Source organism: Kocuria carniphila, assembly GCF_004136555.1.
GTDB lineage: Bacteria > Actinomycetota > Actinomycetes > Actinomycetales > Micrococcaceae > Kocuria > Kocuria carniphila.
Genome location: NZ_NOIT01000015.1, coordinates 16,543 through 36,733, shown reverse-complemented (window position 1 = coordinate 36,733; position 20,191 = coordinate 16,543). Strand labels below are relative to the sequence as shown.

General features: G+C 64.9%; 16 protein-coding genes. 4 read left to right on the top strand and 12 right to left on the bottom strand.

Translation table 11 applies throughout. From position 1 onward, the window contains the following. Positions 1 to 3 precede the first annotated feature (3 nt). From EWV37_RS11710 to EWV37_RS11695, 4 genes are all read right to left on the bottom strand, one after another. Positions 4 to 207, bottom strand: coding sequence for a methionine/alanine import family NSS transporter small subunit (locus tag EWV37_RS11710; RefSeq protein WP_095796517.1), 204 nt, complete (start codon positions 205 to 207; stop codon positions 4 to 6). Further along, on the bottom strand, positions 204 to 1,976 hold the full coding sequence (locus tag EWV37_RS11705; RefSeq protein ID WP_129701766.1) for a sodium-dependent transporter: 1,773 nt from the start codon (positions 1,974 to 1,976) through the stop codon (positions 204 to 206). Before EWV37_RS11705 ends, EWV37_RS11710 begins: the two co-directional genes overlap by 4 nt. A gap of 100 nt (positions 1,977 to 2,076) precedes the next feature. After that, complete coding sequence (locus EWV37_RS11700) at positions 2,077 to 3,126, bottom strand: polyprenyl synthetase family protein (RefSeq protein ID WP_238663241.1); 1,050 nt, start codon at positions 3,124 to 3,126, stop codon at positions 2,077 to 2,079. A 22-nt stretch (positions 3,127 to 3,148) separates the two neighbouring features. Beyond that, positions 3,149 to 4,420 (bottom strand): geranylgeranyl reductase family protein, encoded by a 1,272-nt coding sequence (locus EWV37_RS11695; protein WP_129701764.1) that lies wholly within the window; start codon positions 4,418 to 4,420, stop codon positions 3,149 to 3,151. 108 nt (positions 4,421 to 4,528) lie between these two features. Here EWV37_RS11695 and EWV37_RS11690 point away from each other — a divergent pair, with 108 nt between their 5' ends. The 4 genes from EWV37_RS11690 to EWV37_RS11675 all read left to right on the top strand — a co-directional run bounded on the left by EWV37_RS11690 (position 4,529) and on the right by EWV37_RS11675 (position 8,585). Beyond that, a complete protein-coding gene (locus EWV37_RS11690) occupies positions 4,529 to 5,926 on the top strand; it encodes an isochorismate synthase (protein ID WP_095796513.1) in 1,398 nt (465 codons plus the stop codon). Positions 5,927 to 6,038: 112 nt separating this feature from the next. Further along, positions 6,039 to 6,809, top strand: a complete 771-nt coding sequence (locus EWV37_RS11685; protein ID WP_238663240.1) for an ABC transporter substrate-binding protein — start codon at positions 6,039 to 6,041, stop codon at positions 6,807 to 6,809. A 166-nt stretch (positions 6,810 to 6,975) separates the two neighbouring features. After that, complete coding sequence (locus EWV37_RS11680; protein ID WP_129701762.1) at positions 6,976 to 7,773, top strand: amino acid ABC transporter permease; 798 nt, start codon at positions 6,976 to 6,978, stop codon at positions 7,771 to 7,773. Positions 7,774 to 7,781: 8 nt separating this feature from the next. After that, entirely contained in the window at positions 7,782 to 8,585 is an 804-nt protein-coding gene (locus EWV37_RS11675; protein ID WP_129701760.1) for an amino acid ABC transporter ATP-binding protein, read from the top strand. Positions 8,586 to 8,735: 150 nt separating this feature from the next. Here EWV37_RS11675 and EWV37_RS11670 read toward each other — a convergent pair whose 3' ends face one another. The 8 genes from EWV37_RS11670 to EWV37_RS11635 form a co-directional block, all read right to left on the bottom strand. After that, complete coding sequence (locus tag EWV37_RS11670; RefSeq protein ID WP_129701758.1) at positions 8,736 to 9,767, bottom strand: hypothetical protein; 1,032 nt, start codon at positions 9,765 to 9,767, stop codon at positions 8,736 to 8,738. 931 nt (positions 9,768 to 10,698) lie between these two features. Continuing rightward, positions 10,699 to 12,084, bottom strand: coding sequence for an MFS transporter (locus EWV37_RS11665; RefSeq protein ID WP_129701756.1), 1,386 nt, complete (start codon positions 12,082 to 12,084; stop codon positions 10,699 to 10,701). Between the two features lie 295 nt (positions 12,085 to 12,379). Continuing rightward, positions 12,380 to 13,120 carry an SDR family oxidoreductase gene (locus tag EWV37_RS11660; protein ID WP_095796508.1) on the bottom strand — a complete coding sequence of 247 codons (741 nt, stop codon included), beginning with the start codon at positions 13,118 to 13,120 and terminating at the stop codon, positions 12,380 to 12,382. Between the two features lie 64 nt (positions 13,121 to 13,184). Beyond that, entirely contained in the window at positions 13,185 to 15,044 is a 1,860-nt protein-coding gene (gene menD / locus EWV37_RS11655; RefSeq protein WP_129701754.1) for a 2-succinyl-5-enolpyruvyl-6-hydroxy-3-cyclohexene-1-carboxylate synthase, read from the bottom strand. A 126-nt stretch (positions 15,045 to 15,170) separates the two neighbouring features. Next, complete coding sequence (locus EWV37_RS11650) at positions 15,171 to 16,508, bottom strand: sulfate adenylyltransferase subunit 1 (RefSeq protein ID WP_129701751.1); 1,338 nt, start codon at positions 16,506 to 16,508, stop codon at positions 15,171 to 15,173. A gap of 1 nt (position 16,509) precedes the next feature. Then, entirely contained in the window at positions 16,510 to 17,448 is a 939-nt protein-coding gene (gene cysD / locus EWV37_RS11645; protein WP_238663239.1) for a sulfate adenylyltransferase subunit CysD, read from the bottom strand. Continuing rightward, positions 17,445 to 18,311, bottom strand: coding sequence for a phosphoadenylyl-sulfate reductase (locus EWV37_RS11640; protein WP_371514523.1), 867 nt, complete (start codon positions 18,309 to 18,311; stop codon positions 17,445 to 17,447). The genes cysD and EWV37_RS11640 overlap by 4 nt, the downstream gene beginning before the upstream one ends. Continuing rightward, complete coding sequence (locus tag EWV37_RS11635) at positions 18,308 to 20,020, bottom strand: nitrite/sulfite reductase (RefSeq protein WP_129701747.1); 1,713 nt, start codon at positions 20,018 to 20,020, stop codon at positions 18,308 to 18,310. Before EWV37_RS11635 ends, EWV37_RS11640 begins: the two co-directional genes overlap by 4 nt. Between the last annotated feature and the right edge of the window lie 171 nt (positions 20,021 to 20,191).

Sequence of the window (20,191 nt, the reverse complement as noted above, 5' to 3'; positions counted from 1 at the left end):
CGCTCAGCGGGTCGGTTCGCTCACGCGGGAGCGCTCCCCCTGTTCCGGCTGATCCGGGTTGCCGAACCCATCGGGCTGCTCCGGGTAATCCGGATCCAGCTCGTCGACCTCTTCCGGTGACCGTCGAATGTTAATGATGGAGAGCACAAGTCCGCCCCACACCAGCACGATAGCGACGACCATCATGACGATTGCGGTGGTGCTCATCGGGCACCTCCTTCGTGGTTGTCACGGGTGGGCTGGCCCGCGGAACGGGACGCCGGGGCTTCGTCGGCGGTTGCCTTGCCCTCATCCCAGGGAGCGCGCTGGTGCACCACGGTGCCGTGCTGAATGGCGCGCAATGAGTAGTCCTGATCCAACGCCGGGCTGCGCATCGCGGTGTCGCGGTAGTGGGTGAAGGACTTGTCCTGGGTCAGCAGGTCGCGGTCCAGGTAGGCGTCCTGCACGCTGGGCGCGGGGCTGGTGAAGGCCGCCGCCGTGCGACGGGACCAGGGCAGCTTGGACAACAGGTACGCGATGACCACCAGGCTGCCGGCCATACCCCAACCGAACACGTTCACGAACCAGGCGGGCATGTCGTTGTACCCCTCGGCCAGGTTCAGCGTGAGCTGGTCGATCAGCATGTAACCGAGCACCACGGGTGTCACGGCACCGGCCACGATCATCCAGGTGCGGCCCAACTTGAAGGAGGACACCGAGTTGAGGTGATCGCGCAGGGTGGGCAGGGCGGAGAAACCAGCGGTCAGCATGAGCACCGACACCAGTGCAGCGGCCACAATGCCGAAGTTGTTGACGAATGCGTCCGTCACGTCCAGCAGGTTCAAACCCGTGGTCGTGGGGAAGAACAGCAGCGAGACAGCGGCCAGCGGGATGACCACCACGGCCACTGCGGTGCGGCGGCTCAGGCCCAACTTGTCGCGGAAACCGGCCACGATCACTTCCACGATCGAGATCATGGACGTGAAGCCTGCGAAGGCCAGCGCGCCGAAGAACAGCACACCGATCAACACGCCGAACGGCGCCTCCGAAATGATGGTCGGGAAGGCGATGAACGCCAGACCGATACCCGAGGTCGCAACATCACCGACGCCGGTGCCCGCAGCGGCGGCCATGAAGCCAAGTGCCGCGAACACGCCGATACCCGCCAGAATCTCAAAGCTCGAGTTGGCGAAACCTACCACCAACGCCGAACCGGTCAGGTCCGACTTGGGCTTGAGGTAGGCGGCGTAGGTGATCATGATGCCGAAGCCCACGGACAGCGAGAAGAAAATCTGTCCGTACGCGGCAACCCACACGGACGAGTCGCCCAGGGCCTCCCACGATGGAGTGAACAGGGCGTCCAGACCACCGGCTGCGCCGGGCAGGGTCAGAGCGATGCCCACCATGATCAGGAACATGACCACGAGCAGCGGAATCAGGATCGCGTTGATGCGGCCGATGCCCTTCTGCACGCCCATCATCAGAACGACCAACAGGGCCAACCAGGCAATGGCGGTGGCGATGAAGACCGGCCAGATGAAGTTGAAGCTGATGGTGACTTCTTCGGAGACCTGCATGTAGTCGGACATGAAGAAGGCCGCCGGGTCATCTCCCCACGCCTTGGTGAAGGAGAAGATCGTGTACTGCATGGCCCAAGCCAGAATGATGGCGTAGTACAGCGAGATGATCACGCAGATGCCCAGCTGCCACCAACCGATGGCCTCGAGCTTGGGGTGTAAGCGGCGGTACGCCAAGGGCGCGGAGCCACGGTAACGGTGGCCCACCGCGTAGTCGAGCATCAACAGAGGGATGCCGGCAGTCAGCAGTGCGACCAGATAAGGGATAAGGAACGCGCCGCCACCGTTGTCATACGCGACATAGGGGAAACGCCAGATATTGCCCAGACCAACGGCGGAGCCGATGGCGGCAAAGATGAACATGGTGCGTCCCGAGAAAGCCTCGTTGGAAGCGCCACCACGTAAAGGTTTTGTGGACATTCGATGATCCTCACAGGGGGAACACATCCCGCCCGAGCATCAGTCTGGATCACAGCGTAACGCGGGGCGGTTTTTGGATAGCCCCCAGCTTACTGAGGTATCAGCCTTCTCGGTGGACCACCGCGTGGGCAAATTCGATCAGTGCCGCCTTGGTCACGGTTTCGGGCAGCGGCTGGATCGCCGCAATGGCGTCATCGGCCCATCGGTTGGCCGTGTCCCACGCTTCCGCGGACACCGGGTGCTCACTGACGGCGGCCACGGCCCGTGCCAGTGCCTCATCGCTGGAGAGGTCCCCGTCGATGAGTTCCAGGGCTTCGCGTGCGGAATCCGCCACGGCCTGGTCCGCGCTCTGCGCATCGCGGCGCAACAGCAGGACGGGCAGCGTGTCCACGCCTTCGCGCAGGTCCGTGCCCGGAGTCTTGCCGGAAACGTCGTCGTGGCCGGTGAGATCGATGATGTCATCGGCCAGTTGGAAGGCCAGACCCACCTTCTCGCCGTATTCGACCATCATATTGATCACGTCTCGCGGTGCACCGCCCAGCAGCGAACCGAACTGGCCGCTCGCGGCGATCAGCGAACCGGTCTTGCCGGCCAGCACGTTGAGGTAGTGCTCCACGGGATCCTGACCGTCCACGGGACCCGTGGTTTCCTGCAGCTGACCGATGACCAGCCGCTCAAAGGTCTTGGCCTGGATCAACAGCGGTTCCTGACCGAGTTCGGACACCATGGCCGATGCCCGGGCGAAAATCAGGTCACCGGTGAGAATGGCAACGGAATTGCCCCACACGGTCTGCGCAGTCTCCACACCGCGGCGCAGGGGGGCCGAATCCATGACGTCGTCGTGGTAGAGCGTGGCCAGGTGGGTCAGTTCGACTACCGCCGCAGCTTCGATCACGTCCTGGTTGACTTCACCGGCGGCTTCTGCGGCGAGCAGCGTGAGCAACGGACGAACACGCTTGCCACCGGCCTGCAGCAGGTGACGGGCGGTCACATCCGCGAGTTGATCGGTGGAGCGCAGAGCCTCTTCCAGCCGCGTTTCGATCTGCGCGAGTGATTCCACGACAAGTGGACCCAGGTGGTCGTCCTGGGCAATGAGCTCAAATCCTGCGGGCAAACGCAATGAGCCATTCAGTCGGCTGGTTTCAGTCACGGTGTACCACTCTATCGAGAATTCAGCGGGCGGGCGTCAGCGCATCAATGAGCGCTACGGCACGGTCGGTCAGGGTGTGGGCGGGGCGATCAGAAAGCTCGGTCATGACCTGCACCGCGAATCGCATCAGCTGGGGCATCCGCATTCCGGCTCGCACACCGGCGCTCAACAGCGCGGGGTGGCCGATGAGTTCGGCGAGCGCCCGGCCCTGCACGAAGTGGGCGCCCCATTCGTCGTGCACCATGTGCGGATAACGGGCCAGCGCGTTCTCGCGCTGCTGCGGGCCATTGGCCGAGGCTGCGTCGACCACGCAGGATGCGGCGAACAGCGCGGATTCCATGGCGTTGGAAATCCCCTCGCCGTTGAACGGGGACACCAGTCCGGCGGAATCACCCAGCAGCATGAGGCCGGGAATGTAATGCGGGGTACGGTTGGCGGCCATGGGCAGCGCAGCCGATCCCACGCGGCCCTCTTGATGCTCGGGGTCGAAGGTCCACTCGGCGGGCATGGATGCGGCCCAGTCGCGCAGCACGGCACGGTAGTCGAGTTTCCCGAAGGCGGGCGAGGTGTCCAGGATGCCCAGGCCCACGTTCGCGGTACCGTCGCCCACGCCGAAGACCCAGCCGTAGCCGGGCAGCAGCGACCGCTTGGGATCGGTGCCATCCACGAGTTCGAGCCAGCCCTCCATCCAGTCCAGTTCGGAGCGCGGGGAGCGGTAGTAAGTGCGCACGGCCACGCCCATGGGGCGGTCCTTGCGGCGGTGCAGTCCCGCGGCCACGGCGGTGCGGGTCGAGTTTCCGTCCGCCGCCATCACGAGATCCGCGTGGTAGTCCTCGGTTTCCGAGGTGCGGCGCCCGGTCGCCGGGTCCATCACGGTGGCCCGCAGGCCGATGACCCGCCCGGTGTCGTCGCGCAGCACATCCTGCACGGAACGGTGCTCGATCACGGTGGCTCCGGCGCGCTGGGCATGCCGGATGAGGTCCTCGTCGAAACCGGCGCGCGTGCGCACCAGTCCGTAGGAGGGGAAGTCGGTGAGTTCGGGCCACGGGAATTCCACGGTGCGCCCGTCGGCTACCAGGCGCAGACCCTGATTGCGCTTGTAGCCGTGCTCGCTGTCGTGGGGCAGACCCATGAGCTGCAATTGTTTCACGGCGCGCGGGGTCAGTCCGTCGCCGCACACCTTTTCGCGCGGATAGCTGGTTTTTTCCAGCACCGTGACCGAGATTCCCTGGGTGGCCAACCAATAGGCTGCGGTGGCTCCGGCGGGCCCTCCCCCGCTGATCAATACCTTCACTCTGCCGTGGCCCTCCGTGTGCCCATAGCCGTTACTGCTCGGTCCGTCGTCCATTGTGTCATTGCCGGTGAGCTTTCTCCGCCCGCAGCCGTCCTATGCTTGAGGGCAATGACCATCGATACTTCCCCGCCCAGTCTGAGTGTTCTCACGGTGCCCGCAACCGACGTGCAGGCCGCCGCCGATTTCACGACCCGTCCGGATGTCCGCCGCCTGCTGGGTAGTCCGGATCCGGCCACGTGGATTCTGCGCGGTCAGGGATTGTTGGGGCTGGGCCGTTCCGCCGAGTTCCGGGTGCGCGGTGGCACCCGCTTCACCTCCGCTCGTGTGTGGTGGGACGCGGTGCGCAACGCCGCGCGCGTGGACGATCGTGTCAACCGTCCCGGCACCGGCCTACTCGCCTTCGGCGCGTTCGCCTTCTCACCGTCCTCCACCGTGAGTTCCGGGCTCGTGGTCCCGGAGGTGGTCATCGGTTCCGATGACCACGGCGCGTGGGTCACGTTGATCCGCCCCGGTTCCGAAACTCTCACCGAGTCCGACGTCGACGCCGCCTGGCGGGCTCTCGTGGTCGAGGCACCGGCCGCGATCGAAACGCGACCCGCGTCCGAAACGACGAGTGCGGCGTCGTCGTACCCCACCGCGACCCCGGGTGCCCTGGACGAGAACCGCTGGATGGCGGCCGTCGCGGACGGTGTGGACATGATTCAGGCCGGTGACCTGGAGAAACTGGTGCTCGCGCGGGACGTGGTGGTCAACGTGGGGCAGCCCATCGACCTGAGTGCGGTGCTTGCGCGGCTGAGCGACCGGTACGACTCGTGTTGGACGTACTGTGTGCGGCCCGGTGGCATCGACGATCCGGACGCTGGGCGGTTGCTGGGCGCGACTCCGGAAATGCTGATCCGCGTCAAGCAAGGAACCGCGTCCGCTCGCGTGCTTGCGGGAACACTGGACCGGCACGATCTGCCGGAAGGCGCCAATCCGGAAGACTTTGCGGGTGTGACGCTGGGCGGCTCCGACAAGCAACAACGCGAGCACAAGTTCGCCGTGGATTCGCTGCTGGCGGGGCTGTCCCCGTACGCGGAGACCGTGCACGGTGAGGAAGAACCCTTCATCCTGGCCCTGCCCAATGTGTGGCATTTGGCATCGGACGTGCGCGCCGAACTGCGCACCGGCGTGGACGGCACCCTGCCCTCCCCGCTGGAACTGGCCGAGGCCGTGCACCCGACCGCTGCCGTGTGCGGGACGCCCACCGATGTGGCCGGCGGCGTGATCGAGGACCTTGAGCGCATGGACCGTGGTCTCTATGCCGGGCCCGTGGGGTGGCTGGACGCCTCCGGTAACGGCGAATGGGGCATTGCCCTGCGCGGCGCCGTGCAGTTGGATGCGCATCAGGCGCGCGTGAGTGCTGGCTGCGGGATCGTGGCCGAATCCGATCCGCAAGCCGAGCTGGCTGAGACCTGGGCCAAGCTGCGGCCCATGCTCGAGGCGTTGCCCGCCACGCGTCTTTGATTCTTGCGCGTGAATTCGCTCGGGGTGGGCTCGGCTTGAGGTCGCCAGAAATAACGGCGTAGTAAGGTTTTCCCCAAACTAGATAGCGCTTTTGCTTTTCGAGGGAGATCCCATGTCCAAGCTTCGCCGTGTAATGCCCGCACTGGCCGTGCTGTCCGCAACCGGCCTGATCCTGACCGGTTGCGAATCCACGTCCGAGTCAGATTCCCAGGCGGGCGGCGAGGGCGGCACGATCACCGTGTGCGCCAACTCGCCCTATCCCCCGTTCGAGTTCGAGCGCGACGGCGAAGTTGTGGGCTTCGACATGGCCCTGGCGGACGAGATCGCCAAGGACCTGGGCAAGGAGAAGGAATTCATCCAGGCCAACTTCGAGACCCTGGAGTCCGGTGCCGCCCTGGACACCGACCAGTGCGAAATGGTCATCTCCGGCATGGGCATCACGGACGAGCGCAAAGCCTCCATGGACTTCTCCGAGCCGTACTTCAATGACGAAATCGGCCTGTTGACCACCAAGGATTCCGGTATCACCAGCTTCGATTCCATCGGTGACGCATCCGTGGGGGCCCAGCAGGCCACCTCCGGTGAGAAGTACGCCGAAGAAAAGGGCGCCACCATTCAGCAGTTCGAGGATGTGGAGCTCATGTTCCAGTCCTTGGAGACCGGCGGTGTGAAGGCCGTGTCCGGTAACATCTCCACGCTGGGCAACCGCGCCAACGAGAATGAGGACCTCGAAATTGTCGAGACCGTGGACACCGGTGAGAACCTGGGTGTGGCCGTGAAGAAGGGCAACACCGAACTGCTCGATTCCGGGAACAAGACCCTGGACCGCCTCAACGAGGACGGCACCATGGACAAGATGCGCGAAGAGTGGATTGGTCTCTGATCCGGTTCCTCGAACCAGGTCCTGAACCAGCTTTGATGTGATCGACAACGGGTGCCGGGCGAGTCTCTCGCCCGGCACGCCCGTTGTCAGCGCAGTGCGAGATCATTGAACGAGATTTTGTGGTGACTAGTGCGATGACTTTTGTGATGACTGAGGGAGAAAACTGATGGCCATGACCACCCGGCAGCGCGCCAAGCTGTCGAGGGGCATCCAGTACGCCTTGTTGGTGCTGGTGTTGATCGCCCTGGTCGTTCTCGCGGACTGGCAGGTTCTGTACGAACGAGTGTTCAACCCCGCGGTGATTGCGGATCAGTTCCCCGGGATCATCACCATTGCTCTGAAGAACACGCTCATCTACACGGCCCTGGGCTTTGTGGTGGGTCTGACCCTGGGCGTGATCCTGGCGCTCATGAAGCTCTCCTCCGTGGCGCCCTATCGGTGGATCGCCACGCTTTACATCGAGTTCTTCCGCGGTGTTCCGGCGCTGTTGGTGTTCCTGGCATTGGGTTACGGCATTCCGCTGGCGTTCGGCTTCAGGTTCAACCACTACGTGACCGTGATGATCGCGTTGGGCGTGGTGGCGGCGGCGTACATCGCCGAGTCATTGCGCGCCGGTCTGCAAGCCGTGCCCAAGGGCCAGTACGAGGCGGCCCGCTCGCTGGGCATGTCCCACACCCGCGCCATGGTGACCATTGTGATTCCACAGGCGCTGCGCATCGTGCTGCCCCCGCTGACCAACGAGGTCATCCTGCTGACCAAGGATTCCTCCCTGGTCTATCTCCTGGGCATGGGATTGGCTCAGTACGAGCTCACGAAGTTCGGCCGCGAGGGCATCTCGGGTGCCGGCGCGGGTCTGACCCCGCTGGTCGCGGCGGGTATCTGCTACCTGATCATCACCGTGCCGCTGGGCATCCTGTCCCGCCGCTTTGAAACCAAGACCGACCGCGTCAAGAAGTCCTCTTAGGAGCCACGGTGTCCACATCTGCAACCGAAAACACTCAGGCATCTACACCCTCCGAGACGCCGGCCGTGTCCGTGCGAGGGCTCAACAAGGCCTACGGCGATCTTGAGGTGCTGCGCGGAATCGACCTGACCGTGAACTCCGGTGAAGTGGTGTGCCTGATCGGGCCTTCCGGTTCCGGTAAGTCCACGCTGCTGCGCTGCCTGAACCTCTTGGAAGAACCGCAGTCCGGGGACATCACGGTCAGTGGTTTCGACGTGACCGACCCTGACATCGATGTGGATGCCATGCGCCGCAACGTGGGCATGGTGTTCCAGCATTTCAACCTGTTCCCCCACCTGACGGTGTTGGAGAACTGCACCGTCTCGCAGATCAAGGTGCTCAAGCGTTCCAAGTCCGAGGCCGAACAGACCGCGATGACCAACCTGGAACGCGTAGGTCTGGCAGAAAAGGCACAGCAGCGCCCCGGTCAGCTCTCCGGCGGCCAGCAGCAGCGGGTGGCCATTGCTCGTGCGCTGTCCATGAACCCGGATCTGATGCTCTTCGACGAGCCCACCTCGGCCCTGGATCCCGAGACCGTGGGTGACGTGCTCGCCATCATGCGCAAGCTCGCGAATGAGGGCATGACCATGCTCGTGGTGACCCACGAGATGTCGTTCGCCCGCGACGTCGCCGACCGTGTGGTCTTCATGGACGGCGGAGTGGTGGTCGAAGAAGGCCCCGCCCGCGAGGTCATCGGCTCCCCCAAGCACGAACGCACGCAGTCCTTCCTGTCCCGCGTGCTCAATCCCACCAAGGTGGACACGCCGGAGTAGGCCTGGACAGGGGTCGCCGGAGCTGGGATTCGTAACAGCGCCTGGGCCCCGAGTGCCACTTACATCTGGTGCCCCACACGTCAGGCGCCACTAGAACCTTGGAACACACCTGAGGGGCCGTTGGAACCTTTTTCGAGTGGCTGGAGGGTTCTAACGACCCCTCAGGCGTGGCGGTTGGCTCTGACAACGCTTGGCGCGTGCTGAATCCAGGTGGTGGAACAGCCACTGCAGGAGTTCTCTGCGCCGTTTGGGATCCCTGAGGTCGTCGATCACCACCACTCGGACCTGCCACCCGTGATCGCGCAGGCGTTGAATCCGATAATTCTCGTCTCCGTACGCCTTGCCGTCCTCCCAGTGAGGTCGTCCGTTGTACTCGAGCGCGACCATGTCTTCCGGCCAGGCGAGATCCGGGTATACATACTTGCCGCCCATCATGACCGGGAAGTTGCTCTCCATGGGTGGTAGTCCGCAGTTGAGGAGCACTAATCGGAGCAGAGTTTCCATCGCGGAAATCGTGGGCCCCTGGACTAGTGCCATGGCCTGCCGAACCCGCACCACGCTCTGAGCCCGCGGTGGCAGCTGGTTGAGCAGGTCCGTCAGTTGATCGACAGTGAGCGGTTCCATCACGGTGCGCCCTTCAGCCAAGACCCGCAGCGAGATCAGAGCATCCAAACACGCGGTGATTCTCCACAGCGGGAGGACCGGCGCCGCCACCACAAGCGCCTCCATCGGGTGAGTCAACGGACAATCCCATGGACCCACGATCTCCGGCAAGCCCAGTGTTTTGGACACCCGCGTCAGTCTCTGGTTCGAGGCGATCCTCGTTCCGTTCCATGCCAGATGCGTGGTGTTGGATCGCGCTACGAACTCCCGAGCCCGCGGTGCCGACGGGTGTCTCAAGAGCCGTTCTTCCCAGCCGTAGGCGTGATCGACGGGAAAGTTCAGCATGACCAGCGCGGTCAACCCAGTAATCGCCACCTGGCTTCGATGTTGGTCCAGGTGATCCCGCAACAGAACCGATTGCTGCTGAACATTCAGCGGCTCAGCGCTCCGAACCCACGCTCCCCTGGCCAGTTGCTGCATGTACGGTCTGCGCCGGAGATCTCTGGGACGTCGTTCCCATTCCCTGGCGCTCAGCACCGTGAGTTTCGGTCCCAGGTCCATGGCTTCGAGAGTTCTCATGGAACGGACCCTAGAAATTTTCGACGCCGTTCGGTCACCTTTTCCACAGACCAAGCCGTTTCCTTGCCCACACGTTGCCAATGAGGCATCTGTGGAGGCCCCTCCGCACGGCGAGGGGAGATGGGAACGAGCCGAGCGCCGTCGTCAGGAGGCAGTGGACGGCGCGCGATGCGGTGGTGCGTCTCCGAGCGCCGTCGGCGAGCAGAAGCCCCGTGCGTGTGAGGTTCCGGGAGCGCCGCCGGCAAGCAGAAGCCGTGCGTGTGAGGTTCCGGGAGCGCCGTCGAACCCACGTGAGGTTTCGTTAGGGCCCTTCCGTGGCGCCAGAAAGGTTCCAACGGAGCATCAGATGGGCAATGCGGTCCTGGCGGCGCTTCAGGCGACTGCAGCGCCCGTGTGCGAAACAGCAATAGGTTCGCGAACGCCGTCGGCGGGCACGACGTGGCGGGTGCCTACGTAAGCAGCAGGCAGCGCGGGGGGCGAGCGAGAGCCACGCACATGAGCGGACGATAGGCGAGTGAGAGCCACGCACATGAGCGGACGATAGGCGAGTGAGAGCCACGCACGTGAGGGGACGGTAGCGCCGAGGAACCCGCGTGAGGTTGCGTTGGAACCCTTTTACGCCGCCCGAAAGGTTCTAACGGCGCATCAAGTGCGGGAGGTGGTCGCAGCGGCGCACCAGATGGTGGGGACCAGTGCCAGCGCACGGCTGGTGGGGCGGTTGGGGCGGTTGAAGTGGTGGGGCGGTTGAAGTGGTGGGACGAGTGAAGTGGTGGGGCAGGTGAAGCGGTGGGACGACTGAAGCGAGGGCCAGCACGCAAAAGCAGGGTGCCGCTGCTCGCAATGAGCAACGGCACCCTTGGTGTTTCTATGTTTCCCGAGGCAGTCGGTGGTCAGTGCGCGGATGCGCCGACCGACCGTCGTTCCCGGAAAATCAGTTCAGGACGGTAGAGGGAGTGTTGGTGTCCTGGTTGTCGGTGGACTCCAGGATTTCCTCTGCCTTTTCCTTGGCTGCTTCCACAGCCTTCTGGCGGGGAACCAACACGGTCACGAGTGCGCCGAACAGTGCCACACCACCGAAGATGTAGAACGCGGTGGCGCCACCCAGACCAGCTGCAACCAACCAGCCACCGATGAGCGGGCCGAAGATGCCGCCCAGCCGACCGAAGCCGGAACACCACGCCACACCGGCTGCACGAGCGTTGGTGGTGAAGTAGTTGGAGGTGAAGCCGTAGATCAGCACCTGGGTACCCAGGGTGCCCACACCGGCAATACCGATGAACATGAACAGCACCGGCAGCGGGAACTGGAAGGTCATCAGCACCAGGGTGATGGCTGCGATCACGAACGTGGTGGCGACGATGAACTGCGGGCCGCGGCGGTCGGCCAGCTTGGATGCAACCACACCACCGATCACGGCACCGGAGTTGAGCACCAGCAGGAACGCGAGCGAGTAGGTCTTGCCGTAGCCGTAGCTCTCCATGATCTTGGGGAGCCAGGTGTTCAGGCCGTAGGTCAGCAGCAGACCGGAGAAGGACATGAAGCCCAGCAGGATGGCACCCGCACGGAACTGCGGGGAGAACACTGCGCCGAAACCGGTCTTGGCGGGAGTAGCGCCGGCCTTCTGGACGACAACTTCCTCGAGCAGAGGAGTACCGGTCTTGAGCGACAGTGCCTCAGCTTCTTCACGACGACCGCGGGAGAGCAGCCAACGCGGGGACTCGGGAAGCTTGAAGAACGCGATGGGCAACAGGAACAGGATGGGAGTTGCACCGATCATGAACAGGCCGCGCCAGCCGAGGGGCTCGAGCAGGATCATGCCCAGCAGTGCGGCGAGCACACCACCGGCGGGGATACCCGAGTACACGATGGCGTTGTAGAAGTTACGACGCCCGGCGGGAGCGAACTCCGCAATGGTGGCGCCGGCCGTGGCGAGGATCGCGCCCAGGCCGATACCGGTGATCAGGCGCAGCGCGCCGAAAGCAAAGATCGAGGTGGAGAGCGCGGTGACGAACATGCCGATGGAGAACCAGGCGATGCCCACCAGGATGATGCGGCGGCGGCCCACGTAGTCGCCGATGGAGCCACAGATCAGGGCGCCGATGAGCACGCCGATCAATGCGTAGGAACCCAGGGTGCCCGCGGTGGCGGCATCGAGTGCGCCGATGTGGGAAGGATCTGCCATCAACGTGGTGAGGACGGTTCCGTAAATAGTGAGGTCAAAGCCGTCGAAAATCAGTGCGGTGCAGGCGATACCTGCGACCCAAGCGGCGGTCCTCGCCTCTTTTCGCGGGTCCGCGGCAACGAGTGTGTTGCTCATAGTGGTGGTCCTCTCGGATCAAAGATCTTCCGGAGAGCCCCTAGACTCCCGGTGCGTTTCCGGAATGGTTGCGCGTTAGATCTCAATCCTGAACTACTGTGAGCCTTACCACACGGGGATAACCCCCAGGGTTTCGCCAGGGGGTGTTAAATAACAGCCTGCATATGAGTTGGTCGTAGTTTGTATAATTTGCTACCTAATGCAGGGCTGATCATGGCGATTCGGGCCCTCCCCGACCACCGAATACACAGAAACTGGTCAGAGAGAGCCCGACACCAAGGGGGTCGCCAGGGACCTAGTGCATACCGGAAGGTCGCACGGTGATGACCTCGACCTGAGAGGTCCGTTCCGCATCTACGGCTACGCGCACGGCCGCGGCGATCTGGGCCGGCTGGATCCATTCCTCGGCACGATATTCCTTGCCCTGGTAGGCGTGCAGTTCTGCCTGCATGTCGGTGGCGACGCGGCCCGGGTGCACCGAGGACACACGCACACCGTTCTCGCGCTCTTCCTCGCGTAGCGCGTCCGTGAAGGCACGCAGGGCGAACTTGGTGCCCGAATACAACGACGACGCCGGCCCGGCCGTGAAGCCCGACCCCGAGTTGATAGCCACCACGTCCCCGCCGACGGTCCGCAACTGGGGCAACACGAGCTTGGTCAGCTGCGCCACGGAGAAGACGTTGACCTCGAAGATTTCGCGCCACTGCTCACGGGTGGCCTCTTCCACCCGTGCCATGGGGGCGATACCGGCCGAGTGCACCACGACGTTCAGACCCGGGAACTCTTCGGCCAGGGGCGCCCAGGCTGCTTGGACGGCGGCGTCGTCGGCAAGATCCGCAACGAACGGTCGCGTGCCCGGCCCGAAACCCTCGAGTTCGGAACGCACGCGCTCGACATCCTCGGAGCTGCGGCCGCCCACGAACACCACATGATCTCGCGCGAGGTCCTCGGCCACGGCACGACCGATACCCCGGGTGGCCCCGGTAACCAGAGCGGTGCGGGGCGAATTGCTGGAAGCAGTCTGCTGTTCAGTCATGCACCCATGCTAATCAGGGGTGCGCGATGAGTCCTGGGTACCCCTGATTAGGACCAGGCCGTGGTCACGCCTTGATCGGGTTCTTCGCCAGATACTCCCTGGCCGCGTCCTGGGCAGCCCCGCGGATGCCCTTGTGGAATTCACGCAATCCCGCGCGGTCGATGGGGATCTCGATGACCCGTCGTCCGCGCAACGGGGCCGCGAACAGCGCCGCCAGTTCGATGGCGGTATTCGCCTCGCTGTACTCCACCCCGTAGGCGGCACACAGATCCGGCAAGGACACATTGTGCGGAGTTCCGAAGAACCGTTCCACGGTGCCTGTGTATCGCTCGTCCTCCGCCACGGCGCCGTGCTCGAGCTTGCCGAAGATCCCGCCGCCCTTGTCGTTGAGCACTACGAACTGCACATCCGGGATTTCTTCGCCCTCGCCCACCAGCAGAGAGCCGGCATCGTGAAGCAGGGTGAGATCGCCCAGGAAAACGCGGACCGGGCGGCCCGTTCCCAAGCCCACACCGTGTGCGGTGGCCACGGTGCCGTCGATTCCGGACACTCCTCGATTGGCCACCACGGCCACCGGATCATCCGGCCAGGCAACCAGGTCCAGGTCGCGGATCGGGTTGGACGAACCTGCCACCAGGACGGCGCCGTCCGCGGCGCAGGCATCCCACACGGCGTGGGCCACGTGCGGCCCGGTCAGGATGGGAGTGGAGTTCGCCTGGGTCCGCAGGGCGTCACACGCAGCAATGCCGGTGGCTTCCCAGAGTTCGAACCAGTTATCGCGGACGGGCCCGAGTAGTTCAAGTGCTTCCTGGAACGTGTGCACGACCTCTTCGTCGCGGCGGCCTTCCTCGAACCACGGCACCGGTCCGGGACGTACCGCCAGCACGCGAACGTCCTCGCGCTGCAGCATGGCTGCGACCTGCCGGGACAGCGTGGGACGCCCCACGAGCACCACGGTGTCTACAAAATCCACGATGTCCAGTTCCAGGACATTCTGATACGAGTGCACGGCTGACTTGCCGAAACGCGCATTCGAGGAGGGCTCGGCCATCAGCGGCAAGCCTGCCTCCTCCGCAAAACGAGCTGCGGCGGGCCCGGCGCCGTCACCGGCCATGACCACGGCACGCGCGCCGTCCGGTGTGGTGGGGCGCTTACCGGGGTTCTCCCCCAACGGCGACGGGATGCTGCCACCGTGCACGTCGTGGATGCGGAAATTCCTGCCGATGTCCCGAGGAAGTCCACTGGTATCGGTTTCCAAGTTCTCGGTCACCAGGGATTCGTCGAACACGGCCCAGGGGTGCGCGAGCCGCGCGGGGCGGTTCTCCTTGAGTTCCGCTGCGAGCTCCTCGGCCCAGTTCTTGAGGAACACGTGGTCTTCCTCGGCCCAGGGGTAGAGCGGATCTCGCAGTGCGAGGTTCAGGTGCACCGGACCCGGGGCAGTGGTGTCGTCTCCCCCGGCCGCGGCGAGCGCGCGGTCAAGGGTCTCCACAGCGGACTTCTGATCGTCCGGTACCAGATCCACCTGAGCACGCACGAAAGACTCAAAGACTCCCGGCTGGTACGTGGTCTGGTTGGCTCCGGTTCCGCGCAGCTCCGGGGGCCGGTCAGCGGTCAACGCGACGAGCGGGATTCCCGAGTGGGAGGCCTCCATGACCGCGGGCAATAGATTGCCCACCGCGGTGCCGCTGGTGGTGAGAATCGCCGTGGGACGCCCGGTGGAGCGGGAAATTCCCAGGGCCGTGAAGGCCGCCGAGCGCTCGTCGATCCGCACGTGCACTCGCAAAGCCCCGCTGGCCTCGGCAGCCGCTGCGGCGTACGCAACGGGTGCGGACCGTGAACCCGGTGCGACGACCATCTGCTCCATACCCGCCCGTGCGAGGGCACTCAGTGCGATGGTAGCGGTCAGCAGGCTTGGAGTGATCATGGAGCCCACTCTAGTAATCGGCGCGGACACTCACAGTCGACCACGTCACGCAGCGCCTTATGGCGAGGTCACGCGCCAAAGTGCCGTGGGGCGGCGTCGTCCGATCAACGACGCCGCCGCCGCACCTCAGATGCGCCAGTCCCCGTGCTCGGCCTTGAGACTTCCCAGCACCCCGGGAGTCTCGACGCTGTCGTCCTGGATCATGCCCGCGGCCTGCGTGCGCCCGGTCTGCGGGTCGATCAGCAGGAACGATCCCAACGCGTGGGACTGCGTGTACCCGGTGCCGAAGATCGGTTCGGCCACACGCACCGTGATCCGTCCGATGTCGTTGAGCCCGAAGGAATCCACGGATTCCGCACTGAGGGAGTCCAGGTTAAGCCGACCGTCGATCGAACCCACGATCCCCCGCACCACCCGCGTGGTGTGCTTGAGCAGCACGCGCTGGCCCTCGTGCAACGGTTTCTCGTCGAGCCAGCAGACCACGGCCTCCACGGACTGGCTGGGCTCGGCACCCGTGTCCACGCCCGAGATGAGATCACCACGGGTGATGTCGATCTGATCGCTCAGTCGCAGGGTCACGGACTGCCCGGCCACCGCTACCTCCAAGGGCTGACCGGCCAGGTCGATGCCCTCGACCGTGGTCTGGCGACCGGCCGGTTGCACCGTGACCGTGCCACCCACGCGCACGGTTCCGGCGGCAATCTGTCCCGCGTAGCCGCGGTAATCCACCAGTTCCGGATCCACCGCAGCGGACTGCGGGCGCAGCACCGTCTGCACGGGGAACGCGAACCGCTCCGACTGCGTCAGTTCCGCGGAATCCGGCAGGGTCTCGAGCCATTCCAGCAGGCTGGGACCCTCGTACCACGGGGTGTTCGGCGACTTCTCCGCCACGTTGTCCCCGCGCAGCGCGGAGATCGGAATGGTCTGCAATGCGAGCACGCCGAATTGATCGGCCAGTTCGTGCAGGTCCGAATTCAACTGCGCGAAGCGTTGCTCGGCGTCCGGGACCAGGTCGATCTTGTTGAGCGCCACGATCAGGTGCGGCACGCCCAAGAGCGCGGCCACTGCCAGGTGACGGCGGGTCTGCTCCACAATTCCGTGTTCCACGTCCACCAGGATGATCAGTGCATCCGCGGTAGAGGCACCCGTCACGGTGTTGCGGGTGTACTGCACGTGTCCCGGGCAGTCGGCCAGGATGAAATTCCGGGCGGGCGTGGCGAAGTAGCGGTAGGCCACGTCGATCGTGATGCCCTGCTCGCGTTCGGCACGCAGGCCGTCGGTCAGTAACGCCAGGTCAGCGGAGTCCAAGCCACGCGCCTGGCTGACCCGCTCAATGGCTTCGAGCTGGTCGACCAGGATGTTCTTGGTGTCGTGGAGCAGGCGCCCCACCAGGGTGGACTTGCCGTCGTCCACGCTGCCCGCCGTGGCAATGCGCAGCAGGCTTCCTCGGGTGTCAACGCTCATTTTAGAAATAGCCCTCTCGCTTGCGGTCTTCCATGGCGGCTTCCGACATGCGGTCATCCGCTCGCGTGGCTCCGCGTTCGGTGAGTGTGCTGGTTGCAACCTCCGCCAGGACGTCCTCAGCGTTGGCGGCCGGTGATTCAACGGCACCGGTGCAGCTCATGTCGCCCACGGTGCGGTAGCGAACCGTGCGGCGTTCGATGTCTTCGCCGTCGCGCGGGGTCACGTACTCCCCCACGGCCAGCAGCATGCCGTCGCGCAGGATCACGTCCCGCTCGTGGGCGTAGTACAGGGGAGGCAGTTCGATGTTCTCCGCGGCGATGTAACGCCAGATATCCAGCTCGGTCCAGTTGGACAGCGGGAACACGCGTACGTGCTCGCCCGGGCGGTGGCGCGTGTTGTACAGGCTCCACAGCTCGGGGCGCTGATCGCGCGGATTCCACTGGCCGAACTCATCACGCAGGCTGATGATGCGTTCCTTGGCGCGGGCCTTCTCCTCGTCACGGCGAGCGCCACCGTAGACGACGTCGTGGCGGCCGTCCGTGATCGCGTCCAGCAACGGCACCGTCTGCAACGGGTTGCGGGTGCCGTCCGGGCGTTCGCTGAGCCGCCCGTCGTCGATGTAGTCCTGCACGCTCGCGACTTCCAGGCGCACCTTGAGCCGCTCGGCGGTGCGATTGCGGAAGTCCAGGACCTCCGGGAAGTTGTGCCCGGTGTCCACGTGCAGCACGGGGAACGGGATGGGGCACGGCCAGAAGGCCTTGGCGGCCAGGTGCAGCATGACCACGGAGTCCTTGCCGCCGCTGAACAGCAGCACGGGGCGCTCGCCCTCGGACGCGGTCTCGCGGAAGATGTGCATCGACTCGGCTTCCAGTCGCTGCAGCTGGGTCAGCGCGCTCGAGTTCGACGCCGAAGTAACAGTGGAGGTGGCTGTGGTGGTCATACGTGAATCCCGCATTCTGTCTTGCCCAGCCCGGACCAGCGACCAGCGCGCGGGTCCTCGCCGGGGGCAACTTTTCGTGTGCACGGAGCGCAACCGATGGACGGGTAACCCTGCGTCAGCAGCGGGTTGACCACCACCAGGTTGGTCTCGGCCCAACTCACGACGTCGTCAAAGGTCCAGTCCACGATCGCGTTGATCTTGACCATGTGATGGCGTTCATCCCATTCGACCGGCGCGGCATTGGCGCGGTGGGGCGTTTCCTCGCGCCGCAGTCCGGTCACCCAGGCCTCGTAGCCCTCCAGTGCGTTGTCGAGCGGCTCGACCTTGCGGATCCCGCAGCACGTGGCGGGCTCCCGGTCGTGGAGTTTCGGACCGAACTCGGCGTCCTGCTCCGGCACGGTCAGCCGCGGCAGCAGGGTGCGCACGTTCACAGGCCAGTCCGAGGCGAACGCGTCCCGGGTCTCGATCGTCTCCTGGAAGTGATAGCCGGTGTCCAGGAACAGCACGTCCACGTCTTTGATGTGCTGGCTGACCAGGGCGGGCACCACCGTGTCCGAGGCCATCGAACACGCGACCGCGAGCGACTTCCCGAACGTCCTACCGGCCCACGCCAGCAGTTCTTGGGTGTCCGCGTTGCGCTCGCCGAACAGTTCGTTGGCCTCCTCGACCAGAGCCTTCAGCTCGGCCTCGGAGCGAGTTCGTTGGGGCGCCGACGCCGCTCCGGGCGCCTTGGTGTCGACGGTTGCGGAGCCCACTCCGGTTGCGGCCGGCGAAGTGGTCGCGTCAGGTGACGTACCCGCGGCAGGTGCCTCGGGCGGCGTCGTCGTGGTTGAAGTAGTGACTGAAGAAATAGGCGTGGTCATCGCAGAGAATCCTCCTCGGCGTTCTGTGCCCACTCGGCAAAGGTGAGTTCGCCGTTGGTCTCGGCCATGTAGCGGCGGGTGACGCGTTCGACGTAGTCGGTGAGGTCGTCGGAGGTGACCTTCAGGCCGCGCACGGTGCGACCCAGGCCGCCCTCCTCGCGATCTGCGGAGGCGAGGCCACCGCCCAGGTGCACCTGGAACACGAACTCTTCACCGATGAACTGGCCCTTGAGTCCGATGTCCGCGGTCTGGATCCGCGCGCACGAGTTGGGGCAGCCGTTGATGTGCAGCGAAATGGGGTTCGTGATCTCGAGGTCAGTGAGCCGCTCTTCGAGCTGGTCGATCACTTGGGCGGCCAGGCCCTTGGTCTCCACGAACGCGAGCTTGCAGAACTCGATGCCGGTGCATGCAATGGTCGCGCGGCGGAACGGGCTGGGGTGCGCGTCCATGCCGTGGGGCTTGAGCGCGGTGGTCAGCTCTTCCACGCGATCCTCGGGAACGTCCAGCACCAGAACCTTCTGGTATGGCGTCAGTCGGATGCGATCGGAACCTGCGGCCTCAGCGGCGTCCGCGAGCGCCAGCAGCGCCGCGGAGTTGAGGCGACCCACGGTGAGGGCGAAGCCCACGTACTTGTTGCCGTCGTGCTGGTCGTGCACGCCCACGTGATCGGGGCGGCCCACGGCGCGGGCGGGCGCGGGGCCATCCGGAAGCTTACGACCCAGGTACTCATTCTCGATGACTTGGCGGAACTTCTCGGTGCCCCACTCGGCCAGCAGGAACTTGAGGCGGGCCTTGGTGCGCTGCTTGCGGTAGCCGTAATCGCGGAAGATCCCGGCCACGGCGGCCCACACGGGGACCACGTCTTCCGGGGCCACGAACACGCCGAGGCGCTCTGCCAGGCGCGGGGTGATCGACAGTGCGCCGCCCACCCACAGGTCGTAGCCGACGCCGAGTTCGGGGTGTTCGACGCCCACGAAGCTGACGTCGTTGATTTCGTGCACCACGTCCAGGCTCTTGCTGCCGGTGATTGCGGTCTTGAATTTACGGGGCAGGTTCACGAAGTCCGGGTTGCCCACGAACGCCTCGCTCAGGGCGTCCAGCTGCGGGGTGCAGTCGATGATCTCGTGGGCATCCACGCCGGCCACCGGGCTGCCCAAGAACACGCGCGGGGTGTCACCGCACGCCTCGACGCTCAACAGGCCCACCGAATCCAGTCGCTCCCAGATCTCGGGGACGTCCTCAATTCGAACCCAGTGCAGCTGGATATTCTGGCGGTCGCTGACATCGGCGGTGTCACGGGCGAAATCACGGGAGATCTCTCCGATCACGCGCGCCTGAGCCACGTTGAGCCGGCCGCCATCCGTGCGAATGCGCATCATGAAGTACTTGTCCGACAGGGACTCCGCATCCAGCTTGGAGGTCGATGCGCCGTCCACGCCCTGCTTGCGCTGGGTGTACAGACCCATCCAACGGAACCGTCCGTGCACGTCATCCGTGGGGATCGAATCGAAGCCCTGTTTGGAGTACGTGTCGATGATGCGCTCGCGAACGTCCAGCGGGTTGCCCTCGGACTTGAACTCCTCGTTGTGGTTGAGGGGTTCCTTGCCGCTGATCTTCCACTGGCCCAGGTTGGTGCCCGGGCGGGGTCCGCGCACGCGCGGTGCGGCTGACTTGGAAGAAGTTTCGGTCGACGTGGTTTGCGCGGCCATGGCAGCTCCTTGAACGGAAACTAGTGATCGGAGGTGCGCCACGAGTCTTCGGGGAACGGGTGAAGTCCCCGAGCGGCACAGTTCTGCGTGACCCGTTGCATAAAAGCTACCGACGTCAGGGCGGGCCTCACAGCCCGTTGTCACGGGGAGTCACATCACGTCACACCGCGT